This is a genomic window from Pseudoalteromonas sp. HL-AS1 (genome assembly GCF_031198785.1).
GTDB lineage: Bacteria > Pseudomonadota > Gammaproteobacteria > Enterobacterales > Alteromonadaceae > Pseudoalteromonas > Pseudoalteromonas distincta.
The window spans coordinates 2,722,539-2,735,114 of record NZ_CP133569.1; the positions used below are offsets into that span (position 1 = coordinate 2,722,539).

At 38.4% G+C, this 12,576-nt stretch carries 8 protein-coding genes; 4 read left to right on the forward strand and 4 right to left on the reverse strand.

Annotation, left to right across the window (positions count from 1 at the left end):
• Positions 1-5 precede the first annotated feature (5 nt).
• Positions 6-1,331, reverse strand: coding sequence for a L,D-transpeptidase family protein (locus RB214_RS12645; RefSeq protein ID WP_309167284.1), 1,326 nt, complete (start codon positions 1,329-1,331; stop codon positions 6-8).
• A 210-nt stretch (positions 1,332-1,541) separates the two neighbouring features.
• Positions 1,542-2,519 (reverse strand): DNA topoisomerase IB, encoded by a 978-nt coding sequence (locus tag RB214_RS12650; protein ID WP_165743865.1) that lies wholly within the window; start codon positions 2,517-2,519, stop codon positions 1,542-1,544.
• Positions 2,520-2,831: 312 nt separating this feature from the next.
• Here RB214_RS12650 and RB214_RS12655 point away from each other — a divergent pair, with 312 nt between their 5' ends.
• Both RB214_RS12655 and purU read left to right on the forward strand, forming a co-directional pair.
• A complete protein-coding gene (locus RB214_RS12655; RefSeq protein ID WP_309167286.1) occupies positions 2,832-4,718 on the forward strand; it encodes a hypothetical protein in 1,887 nt (628 codons plus the stop codon).
• A gap of 205 nt (positions 4,719-4,923) precedes the next feature.
• Positions 4,924-5,754: a formyltetrahydrofolate deformylase gene (purU, locus tag RB214_RS12660; protein WP_008134586.1), complete on the forward strand. Its 831-nt coding sequence runs from the start codon at positions 4,924-4,926 to the stop codon at positions 5,752-5,754.
• A gap of 101 nt (positions 5,755-5,855) precedes the next feature.
• On the opposite strand, the gene RB214_RS12665 is transcribed toward purU, so the two are convergent.
• Together RB214_RS12665 and acs are read right to left on the reverse strand one after the other, a co-directional pair.
• The gene (locus RB214_RS12665) at positions 5,856-6,506 is read right to left on the reverse strand and encodes a response regulator transcription factor (protein WP_002958948.1); all 651 of its coding nucleotides are present in this window, start codon (positions 6,504-6,506) and stop codon (positions 5,856-5,858) included.
• 104 nt (positions 6,507-6,610) lie between these two features.
• Complete coding sequence (gene acs / locus RB214_RS12670; protein ID WP_309167291.1) at positions 6,611-8,551, reverse strand: acetate--CoA ligase; 1,941 nt, start codon at positions 8,549-8,551, stop codon at positions 6,611-6,613.
• Positions 8,552-8,993: 442 nt separating this feature from the next.
• On the opposite strand from acs, the gene RB214_RS12675 reads away from it, so the two are divergent.
• Together RB214_RS12675 and RB214_RS12680 are read left to right on the forward strand one after the other, a co-directional pair.
• On the forward strand, positions 8,994-10,160 hold the full coding sequence (locus RB214_RS12675) for a DcaP family trimeric outer membrane transporter (protein WP_024600614.1): 1,167 nt from the start codon (positions 8,994-8,996) through the stop codon (positions 10,158-10,160).
• A 219-nt stretch (positions 10,161-10,379) separates the two neighbouring features.
• The gene (locus tag RB214_RS12680; protein ID WP_309167293.1) at positions 10,380-12,503 is read left to right on the forward strand and encodes a TonB-dependent siderophore receptor; all 2,124 of its coding nucleotides are present in this window, start codon (positions 10,380-10,382) and stop codon (positions 12,501-12,503) included.
• Positions 12,504-12,576: the final 73 nt, after the last annotated feature.

The following is a 12,576-nucleotide window of genomic DNA, read 5'->3' on the forward strand; positions in this document are numbered from 1 at the left end:
TCTCATTATTTATTTTTTAACAAAGCGGCAATCACCGACTGTTCATCATTTTTTAATAGTGCTTTTTTATCGCGTTGATATATGTCATCTCTAAAGTTAACCAGCTTATTTTCGTCAACCCATGCAGTCCAATAGACTAAATGAATAGGAAGAGGCTCATCTAAATGAAACGTTTGAGTACTATTTTGGTCTCGTGCGCTATCAATATGACTGAGTGTTTGTGCCTCTCCTTCGTGCTTGATGATCTCACGCGCTAACGAAAAAGGTTTTTCTATCCTTATACAGCCATGCGATAAAGCACGATTTGATTGGCTAAAACGCTGCTTAGCTGGTGTATCGTGAACATAAATTGCTTCGGCATTGGGGAATAAATACTTAACTTCCCCTAGGGGGTTTTCTTCACCAGCACGTTTTACTAAAAAGTGATCAAATTGGTACGGCTTAATAGAATCCCAATCAATATTGCTTGGATTAACAGTTTGTGAGTCTAGGTAGCTGTTTTTTCTAATTTCAATATTATTTTTTACAAGATAGTCAGGATCCTCGGCTACCTTTGGAGCAATTTCTTTGGTGGCAATTGAGGTGGGTATACGCCACTCAGGATTAACTACAAACTTTTCTATTTCGTCACTAAATGCAGGTGTTTCCCAACTTGGTTTACCTACAATTACGTTATTTTTTAATTTTACATCGCCAGTTTTTACAAATCGTAAGCTGTATTCAGGAATATTTACATACACATATTGCTCATCACTTGCGCCTGCAAAATTAGTTATTCTATAAAAGTTAAGTTTTAATTTATCGAGTTTTTTCTGTGCAGGCACATTAAGCGATGCAAAAGTACGCTTGCCCACTCGGCCATCAACTTTTAAACCATGGCGGCTTTGAAATTGCTTAACAGCTTGCTCTATATCTTTATCAAACGTGCATATAGCTTCGTCGCATACATTACTTTTTAAGTCACGTTCTTGATATAAACGCTGTGCAAGTAAGCTCACCTCTTTATTATTACTACCCAGTTCAAGCAATTCATCGTTATATAAGTGTGTAAAACCACCGTTGTTAACTATTTCTTGATACCAATTAATCGCTTTTTCTGTACGCTCAATTAACTGCGCTGAATATTGGTCAAAGTAGTAGGTGTCATCAGCTTGCATGTACTTTTGTGAATTGTAAGTAGTTAGTGAAGAGTTAGCGAGTACCACACTCTCAAGCTCATTGGCAGCAAGAGTGGATGCTGAGCATAAGCCGCTCATGCCAATAAACAATGCAGTTTTTAATGTAAAACCCTTTGCTTTAGTAAGTGCTTGATTTGAAAATGACCCCTTCACTGTGTACCTCCTCGCTAAATATCGTTGATAAATGCTTTTGTACTTACCACTAAGTAGTACTCTGGAGGTGCAACGGTAATGCCAAATTAAAGTTTCAAAATAAACAATTGAAATTTAATGACTTTTTAAAAATCCTTATTCTAAACGTTAATAAATTAAATTAGAGAATATGTAATTAATATGCTCAAGTGTGTAAAGTTGCTATGGCAATTAATCTTTTAAAAAAGCTAAAAAACCACGTTCATAACGACTCAAGTACTTTGTTTTTCGTGGTAATGAAAGGGACTCTCTCCACGCAGTTTGAGTATCTTCATCTTCTTTACACAGCGTAATTAAATCGGGATGCACATAAGATTTGCGTGCTATAGCGGGAGTATTACCAAGTTGCTCAGATACGCTATCAAGCATGCTTTTTAAAGTAAGCGCCCCTTTAGCTTTAGCTAATTGTTTGAATGCAATAACGCTTGCTCGCCAAGTTCTAAAGTGTTTTGCACTAAACTCCTCGCCCATTATTTGCTGAATGTATTGATTTATTTCACTTGATGTTACATTTGTGCGCTCACCTTCATTTATATACTGAAATAAATGCTGCCCGGGTAAATCTTGTAAGTCTTTTATAACATGGCTAAGCACCCTGTCGGTTATATTTACTTCACGTTCCTTACCTGATTTGGCACGATATTTTAGCTGAATATTTTTGCCCGTGAGTTTTGCATGGCGTGTTCGTAATGTTGTAGCACCAAAACTTTTATTTTGCTTTACGTTACGCTCGTTACCTACCCTCAATGCACCTAAATCCATAAGTCTTACAACTGCCGCTAAAGTGCGCTCAATATTAAGCTCATCGCCTTGTAAGTCTGTTTCTAAACGCGCTCTTAACAAAGGGAGTTTATTACCAAATACTCCACATGCTTGGTATTTTTTTGCTTCTTGTTGCGCCCTAAATTCAGGATGGTAGCGGTATTGCTTTCGCCCCTTACTATCAAATCCTGTCGCTAAAATATGTCCGTTTTCTTCTGGGCAAAACCAAGCGTTTTTATAGGCAGGCGGAAATGCCAATCCATTCAAACGATCAATCACATTTTGCTCTTTTATTTGCTTACCGATTGGATCAAAGTAAAGCCAACTTTTCTGTTTAAGTTTACGAGTGATCCCTGGTAAATTATCGTCTACATAAATTAGCTTCATTAACCCTCCAGTTATATTTAAGCATGCGTCGAGCTTTAAAATGTATCACTTTAAAATAACCTTAAACTGAACAAGACTATTGATATATAATAAAAAACAAACAACAATTATAAATACTTAATATATATTAATAATTCTATTTAGGTTTTTGTAAAAGTAGGTAGAACTTACGTGCCAGCAGCGAGTCTATTACGATTAAACTTGATGCACTCGGCGCTAAAAGTAACTACTTTAGATAGATTTATTATCCTAAGTTCAGATTAATTACACTTTGTCCCCCGCAAGTGGGGTGCTGTTTAAATGGAGAATTCAATGGCTTTTGATTATGGATCGATTGATCTTGGACTAAAAAACCCCTTCAAACTGGAAGGTAAAGTAACAGCATTAAGAGGACTCATTGAGTCTATAGCAGGTATTAGTTTACTTGTTATTGCTGCGGGCTCTGTGAAAGAAGATACAACCGCAGGTTGGATTTTAATGGTGTTTGGCATGCTTATTTTAGCATTCGGCATTCGCTCACTATCGGCAGGTATTTATGCAACACTTAAATACTTTGTAGGTAGAAACCACCCAACTTCACTTGCTTATAACTACAGTAAATCGCAAGCATCAACCGCTCAAGAAGAACAAAAAGAAGTAGCCTACACAGCGCAATCACTTGAAGAAATGCTGGTTGGTCGTAAAAACAGTACATTTAAAGAGCCTAATGGTTTTTTATCACGCTTACTTCACAGCTTAATCCCTAAGTTATTATTCCTACCATATCCTATTCGAAATGTTGCCCAGCGATTATTTGGCTCATGGGTAAGCACCTTTGTCGCCCTTATTGCTTATGGCCTTGTTGCATTTGTATCTTTATCGGGCTTTACCGGTGAAGCTGGGGAATTAGCATTTCCGGTTTATAGTGCAATATTAATGTTTTACGTGCTTTTTTCTTGGCGCTCTACAGGTAAACCTATCTCTCGAAATGCAGAAAAGAATATTGAAGCACTTGGTACTGGTGCGCTTGCAAAAATTATTTCGTTATCTTTTATTTTACCCATCGTTATTGGTCTTTCTATGTCATGGTTGATGAAAGAGCAGCACATTAGTAAACAAGAAATAGATAGCTGGCTTGAGCAACTACCTAGTCTTCATGCTGGAATGTACTTAATTGCAATTATTATATTAGCGACTCTAAGCTGTGCGCTTGCTTTTATCATGATTAAAGCGCGTTTAAATTCAGTTACCCCTTCAGCTGAAGTATCTGAACTACGTGAAAACTGGCAAGAGTCTGTTCATCCAGACGAGATTTTCATAAACCTCGATAACCTAGTAATGGCTAATCGTCGTTATAAAGAAGTACCTAACAGAGTTTACAGAGAATTAGACCCTAAGCTTCAAGAACAAATAGAAGGTAAAGGCGGTTTTAAAGGTGAAATGATCCAAGAGATTCAGCCTAAACTACACTCAATGGACTTAGGTAAAAACTTTACACTCGCGAGATTACTTGCTTTGGTGAGCGGTAACTTACTTTATATTGTAGCGTTAGCATTTACTGTATTTTTAGCGTATTCGTTTATTAATATTTACCATTACATTGATGCGGCAAATATTAATAGTTTTAAACAGGCATTTAATAACCAACATGCTATTCAATTTAGTGAGCTATTAATGACAAGCTTTCACTTATTGCTAATAGGCATACTTATTAAAGCATTTGCGCAATTACTTGCGAACACAGCGCATCTATTTTTTGCAGAAATGCAATTTGAGTCACTGCTTGTGTACTTTAAATGTGAAGGCACTTTTACTGAGTCTAAAATATCAACAGGTACTGGTATTCACGATAGCACCCGCTCAGAAAATACTTTAGTACGCAGTAGCATAACGCCTTGGATTATTGTTTCTCGTGTTATTTCTACTACGTTTGCTGCAACAGGTATGAAAAACCTTGAGCACCCTCGCCATATTATGGAAATGCATAAAGACGAAGGGCAATTACAAGCAATCAAAAAAGACGTTATTGCGTTCTTAAAAGACCGCGAATCTATCGCCTCAATTACCAGTGAGCGTGATTTAGGTAATGCGTCACAAATACATCAACTAAACCAACAAACGCGCGCTATACCTACTCAGCAAGCGATAGCGAAAGACGATGAGGAAGCTGCCGGGTATTTAAGACAAGAAGAAAACTTATCTCCCGAGCCTAAGGGTTAATTAACCTAAAACTTAGATAGCTTGTATTAATGCCACCTTGTTAACTTAGGTGGCATTTTTTTAACCTCTATTCAATACTTTTTAACTTTATTACCTCTTTTGCATTCAACAACATGATTAATATTGGATTAGTTCACAAAGCCCTTGCTTTATGTGCCAAAACACAAATAATGAAAGGATTAATTACAGGGTAAGAATGAGGACAATGAGCTATATACTAACCACCCAATGTGCTGATGATGTAGGCTTAATAGCTAAAATTACAGGGCTTTGCCATAAAAATAATTTAAACATTACGCGTAACAACGAATTTGTAGATAAAGACGCGCAGCGATTTTTTATGCGTACAGAGCTTACAGGCGAGCCACAAAGTGACTTTTTAGATCAACTACGCGCATTGTTACCAGAAGGCGCTAAACTTGCGCTACATTGCGGCGCAAAAACTAAAGTAGTTTTATTGGCAACTAAAGAAGCTCATTGTTTAGGTGGTATGCTGTTAAAGCAATTTGAACAAACTCTTAATATTGAAGTATTAGCTGTAATTGCGAACTATGCTGATTTAGAGCCGCTAGCTAAAGGGTTTGGTGTGCCATTTCATGTTGTATCGCACGAAGGGTTAACCCGTAGTGAGCATGATGAAAAGGTAGGCGATTTAATTGCCAGTTACAACCCTGACATTATTGGCCTTGCCAAATACATGCGTATTTTAAGTCCTGAATTTGTGGGTCGATTTGAAGGTAAAATAATTAATATCCATCACTCATTTTTGCCAGCATTTATAGGTGCTAAACCTTATCATCAAGCATTTGAGCGCGGCGTAAAAATCATTGGTGCTACCGCTCACTTTGTTAATAATGAGCTTGATGAAGGTCCTATTATTTTGCAAGATGTAACCAGCGTTACACATGCGAATACCGCCGAAATGATGGCTAAAATGGGCAAAGATGTTGAAAAGACAGTGTTTTGTAAAGCACTTCAACTTGCCTCAGAGCATAAGCTATTTATTAATGGTAATAAAACCGTGGTGTTTTCTTAGCATTATTCCAACTGCTTAATTATTCTACATATAAAAAATGCCAGCATTGTTGCTGGCATTTTTTTTGCTCATAAATAAGCTAATAACTTTTTAAATGTAAATTATGCCTGCTCTATTGGTTCGAGCTTTAATTTAGCGGCAATTAAAACGGCTTGGGTACGATTGTACACACCGAGTTTTCTAAATATGGCTGTAATGTGTGCTTTTACTGTCGCTTCTGATATGTGTAGTTCATAAGCAATTTGCTTATTAAGTAAACCTTCGTGCAAATATTGCAGCACTCGGTATTGTTGGGGCGTTAATGAGGCAACTTGCGCTGCTATTTCTCTATCTTCACCTTCAATTTCAGCTACTTTGTTTTTTAGCTCTTTTGGTAGCCATGTATCGCCTTCAAGTATTTGGTTAATCGCACTGGCAATATCATCAGACGATGATGATTTAGGAATAAAACCCATAGCGCCATAACCCATTACTTTAGAAACGATATTCACGTCTTCACTACCTGAAACAACGGCAATAGGTAAGCTTGGGTATTCTTCTCTAATACGAATAAGACCGTATAAATCACCATTACCTGGCATGTGAAGGTCTAGCAGTAATATATCAAGATCCTCTTGCTCGCTTAACACTTGCAGTGTGCTGTCAAAATCGGATGATTCAAAAACCTCTAAACCCTCAAATTTTGCACTCAGTGCGCCCTTTAGTGCTTCACGAAATAACGGATGATCGTCCGCTATTAAAAACTGACTCATGGTTCACTCCTAATAAATTCGGCTGCCAGTCAGGTTTAAAACCTTTACTGACAGCCGATATACTACGTTTAGAATCAACTTGTAATCAAGTTTTTAACGCACATTTAACGATTTAATCTGTTCTCGATTAGTTCATCGACAACTGAAGGATCGGCAAGCGTTGACGTATCACCGAGTTGTTGGTGCTCATTTGCAGCGATTTTACGTAAAATACGACGCATAATCTTGCCTGAACGTGTTTTTGGCAAACCAGGTGACCATTGAATCATATCTGGAGATGCAATTGGGCTGAGCTCTTTACGAACCCAATTACGTACCTCTTTAGTTAATTCATCGCTGACTGTTATACCTTCGTTAGGCGTAATGTAAACATAAATACCTTGGCCTTTAATATCATGCGGGTAACCTACAACAGCAGCTTCTGCTACCGCTTCATGCGCAACTAACGCACTTTCAATTTCGGCAGTACCAAGGCGGTGCCCAGACACATTAAGTACATCGTCCACACGACCGGTGATCCAGTAATAACCATCTTCATCACGACGACAACCATCGCCTGTAAAGTAAACTCCTGGGTAGGCGCTAAAATAAGTTTGTTCAAAACGTTCATGGTCGCCATAAACAGTTCGAGCTTGCGATGGCCAACTATCTAAAATAACTAAATTACCATCTACGGCACCTTCGAGTGTATTACCTTCAGCATCAAATAATGCAGGCGCAATACCAAAAAATGGATGTGTTGCAGAACCTGGTTTTGTATCAGTAGCGCCCGGAAGTGGTGTGATCATAATGCCACCGGTTTCTGTTTGCCACCATGTATCAACAATCGGGCAATTAGATTTACCAATACTCTCGTAATACCATGTCCACGCTTCTGGATTTATTGGCTCACCTACTGAACCTAAAATACGTAAACTATCGCGATGTGACGAAGCTGTAGGCTCATCACCTTTAGCCATTAGTGCTCTAATTGCTGTAGGGGCGGTATATAAAATAGTAACACCGTGTTTATCAACTACTTCGCCCATACGCCCTGCAGTTGGATAAGTGGGTACACCTTCAAATAAAACCTGAGTACAACCGTTTACTAATGGCCCGTACACAATGTAACTGTGGCCTGTGATCCAACCTACATCGGCACTACACCAATACACATCATCTTCTTTTAAATCAAATACGTATTCATGTGTCATTGATGAGTAAACTAAGTAGCCACCTGTAGTATGTACAACACCTTTAGGCTGACCAGTAGAACCTGATGTATACAATATAAACAAAGGATCTTCAGCATTCATTGGCTCTGGCTCACACTGTGCTGGTAAGTCAGCAACTAGCTCGTGCCACCATATATCGTGCTCATTCCAATCAACTTCACCGCCTGTTAATTGGTGCACAATAACGTGTTCAATTGTGGTTACAGTTTCTTGCGCTACCGCTTCATCTACATTTGCTTTTAATGGAACACAATTTCCTGCTCTGCGTCCCTCATCAGAAGTAATAACAACCTTAGCGCCAGAATCTCTAATACGATCAGCAATAGCCGATGGTGAAAAACCACCAAATACAACAGAATGAATAGCACCAATACGTGCACAGGCTTGCATTGCATACACCGCTTGTGGGGTCATTGGCATATAAATAGCTACGCGGTCACCTTTTTGTACACCCAGCTTTTTTAAACCATTGGCAAATTTAGCCACTTCATCATGAAGTTTTTGATAAGTAATGTTCTCACTTTGAGAAGGATCATCACCTTCCCAAATAAGCGCAATTTTGTCTGCTTTCGTTTTTAAGTGGCGGTCAATACAGTTGTAAGACGCATTTAAATAGCCATCTTCATACCATTTAATACTGATGTGGCCTTTATCAAAAGAGGTGTTTTTAACTTTAGTGTAAGGAGTAGACCAATCGAGGCGTTTGCCATGCTCACGCCAAAAACTTTCAGGGTCATCAATAGATTGCTTATAAAGCGTATTATATTTATTTTTATCAATGAGAGTCGCATCTTTAATATGCGCAGGAACTGGATAGATACTTTGTGACATCTTCGTCTCCATTTAAATTACTTGCCTTAAGCTTTTATCAAGGATTACTCAGCAGTACTTTATTAAGTATTAGACCTTAGTTGTACTCTACTCCAATTTGCTCATTTGTAGTTTATAATCCACCTGCTTTCAATTTTTTTATATAAATAATACAACGCGTTAAATGTAAGTAAATGCAAACTAATCAACTCTAAAACCTTAGTCTTATAGACCAATAGGTAATTGAGTAAATATTGCACATATTCAAAAGTGTTTGTGCACTTTAATAAAGATATTTGCGGTATTACTTGCTAAAGCTTTATTTAACGAATGAAAACAATATGTGTATTGAGAAGCCAAACTAACACCCTTTTTTATTCGTAAGTAATACTAGTAGCAAGTAATACAACCTTACATGAAAAAAAAAGCAACAAACAACAAGTAGCCTATAAAGGACACCACAATGAAATTTACCCCATTAAAAACATTAGCAGCAAGCGCTGTGTTATGTGCACTATCAAGCACTGCTTATGCAGCGACTGCCGCAAAAATTGGTGATACGGAATTTACTTACGGTGGATACATTAAACTCGACTCTATGTGGAGTGATTATTCAGCGGGTGCGCCTGCAGGCTCAAACGTAGGTCGTGACTTTTACGTACCAAGTACGTTAACAGTTGGCGATGATAACAGCTCAGATGCTGTATTTGATATGCATGCTCGTGAGTCACGTTTTAACTTTGGCACAGCCACTGTTATGGATAACGGTAAAACCGTTAATACTAAAATTGAAATTGACTTTTTGGCCTCGGCTGCTGGCGGTAATGAGCGAGTTTCAAATTCTTACGCCCCGCGTATTCGCCATGCCTTTGTAACTTACGATGGTTGGTTATTTGGTCAAACATGGTCTAACTTCCAAAACGTGGGGGCGCTTGCTGAAACGCTTGATTTTGTAGGCCCTGCTGAGGGCACTGTGTTTGTGCGTCAATCGCAAATTAAATACACCACTGGCGCATGGTCGTTTTCATTAGAAAACCCAGAAAGTACAATTTCTACTACTAGCGGTATGGTAGTAACTGATGATGCATCATTGCCTGACTTTACAGCTCGTTACACACACAAAGCTGATTGGGGTAACATTGTGGTTGCAGCGCTTGCTCGCCAACTTACTTATAAAGTAGGCAGTGTTGATGCAGATGAAACTTCTTTTGGTATTAGTGCATCGGGTAAAATAAACCTTGGTGAAGACAACCTTAAATTTATGCTTACTCAAGGTAAAGGCTTAGGCCGTTACGTAGGCTTAAACGTTGCTCACGGTGCAGTACTTAATGGCGATGAACTAGATGCAATTGATTCGACTTCTGGTTTTGTTGCTTACCAGCACAAGTGGACAAGCCAATGGCGTTCAACGTTCTTATATTCATTCTTCAGTGCTGATAACAACACTGATTTATTAGCTATTTCTGGTGATCCGACTGAATCAAGCCAAAGCTATAGCGCTAACATTCTATACTCACCGGTTAAACGTCTAACTTTTGGTGCTGAGCTAAAGCATGCTGAGCGTGAAACTGAAAGCGGCGTTGATGGCGATTTAGACCGCTTACAGTTTTCTGTTAAGTACTCTTTTTAATAATTAAAAAGCTAACTACTTTAAAAAGCGGCCTAGGCCGCTTTTTTTATAAGCGAGATTGAGTTCTATATAATTCATCAATTCGTACCTAAAATCTTTATATGTGGCGCTAAAATCCAAAAAAATAGAATTATTATTGATAAAAACACTAAACACAATTGCAAATCGATATCATTTAGATTAAGTTACGTACTTCTTTTGAACTAACTGGAAAAACTTATGTTGTCCCCTCAAGTTTTGCGTTTATCTAAACTAAGCTTTGCTACTTCTTTAATTTTATCTGGTTATGCACTTGCTGATGAGGCAAATGTAAAATCTGAACCTCTCGAAAAAATTGCGGTATATGGTCAGCATCATAAAAACTACATTACTGAAGAAGCGCAATCGGCTACCAAACTAGGTTTAACAATTAAAGAAACACCACAATCAATCTCGGTAGTTTCACGCGCACTAATGGACGACTTTTCACTAGACGATATAAACTCAGTACTTGAAAGCACGCCAGGCGTAACAGTAGAGCAAATAGAAACAGATCGTACTTACTTTAAGGCCCGTGGTTTTGAAATTACGAACTTTCAAGTTGATGGCTTAGGGATCCCACAAAGCTCAGGCTCTATTCAAGGCAGTCTTGATACATCAATTTATGACCGTGTAGAGATAGTTCGCGGTGCTAATGGTTTAATGACCGGCGCTGGTAATCCTTCTGCAACTGTAAACATGGTTTTAAAAAAGCCAACTTATACAACACAGGCAAATGCATCAGCATCTTATGGCTCATGGAATAAAAAACGTTTAGATTTAGATGTATCTACGCCAATAAATGAAGACCACGCTGTACGCGCTGTATTTACAAAGCAAAAAGCTGACTCATATTTAGATCGCTACGAAACAGATAAAACCATTGTTTACTTAGCCTACGAAGGCAAATTAACAGACAACACATTATTAAGCGTTAACTACGTTAACCAACAAAAAGACGCAGATAGCCCGCTGTGGGGTGCACTACCTCTTTATTATACAGACGGAACAGCAACCGATTACGACGAATCAACCAGCACCGCTGCTGACTGGTCTTACTGGGATAACAGTGCTGAGCAAGTATATGTAACACTTGAACAAAACTTATCGGCAACATGGGTAGCTAGAGCACGTTATGCTCACATCGAAAACGAACAAGACTCAGAGTTGTTCTACGTATCCGGCACCCCTGATAAAGATACTGAACTTGGTTTAACAGGTTATGCTAGCCGTTATGATTACGAAGATAAGCATGACTTATTTGATTTATATGCCAGTGGTAAGTTTGATTTATTTGGCCAAGAGCACGACCTATCATTTGGTGTTAGCCAAGCTAAAATGGATTACAACGAGCAGTCTCTTTACGATTACACTACAGGCAATGGTTTTCCAGCAATGCCATCACTTAAAACGTGGGATGGTGTAGTACCAGAGGCAACACTTGCTGATGGCTTAAATGGTAGTGATATTACTAACGAGCAAAAATCAGCTTACATATCTACTCGCATTAAATTAAGTGAGCCTTTAAGTGTGCTCGCTGGTGTGCGTTATACCGATTGGAAAACAAAAGGGAACGCTTACGGTGTTGAACAAACAAGAAGCGACTCTGAAGTTATTCCTTATATTGGCACGGTGTACGACTTTAACGAGTCTCTATCAGCTTATGCAAGCTATACAGAAACATTTGTACCGCAAAAAGAGCTTGATATTAATGCCAACCAATTAGCTCCCGTAATAGGTAAAAGCAGTGAAGTTGGTATAAAAGCACAGTTACTTGATGACCAAATTTTCGTAACTTTTGCTTACTTCGATGCAAAGCAGGAAGGGCTTGCCATAGCTTTACCCGACTCACTACCTAGTGATACGCGTTATTATGCAGCAGATGGTATTAACAGCAACGGCTTCGAAGTTGAATTAAGTGGTCGCATAACTGATGATTTAAGCGCAAGTGTAAGTTTTAGTAACCTAACTATTGATGGTGATGATTTAGTTAAAGATTACACACCTGAAAATCAACTTAAAGTGGCCGCAACCTACCAAGTACCTTTAGTTGATGGTTTATCATTTGGTGCAAACTATCGCTGGCAGGATTCAACTAGCCGAGTTCAAGTTAAAGATGCTAATGGTATTGCAAGCGTCACTACTCACCAAGATGCATACGGGTTACTTGATTTAATGGCCACTTACAAAATTACAGATAACGTAGGAGTCACTTTCAACGTTAATAACACCACAGGTGAAAAATATTTGCACAGCCTATACTGGGAACAAGGTTATTACGGTGCACCGCGTAACTACGCTCTATCTGTAAATTGGCAGTTATAAATATATTTGATTAATTAAAGGCCGTAGATTTTTGCGGTTAAATTAAAAAACGACACATTTTTAATGTGTCGTT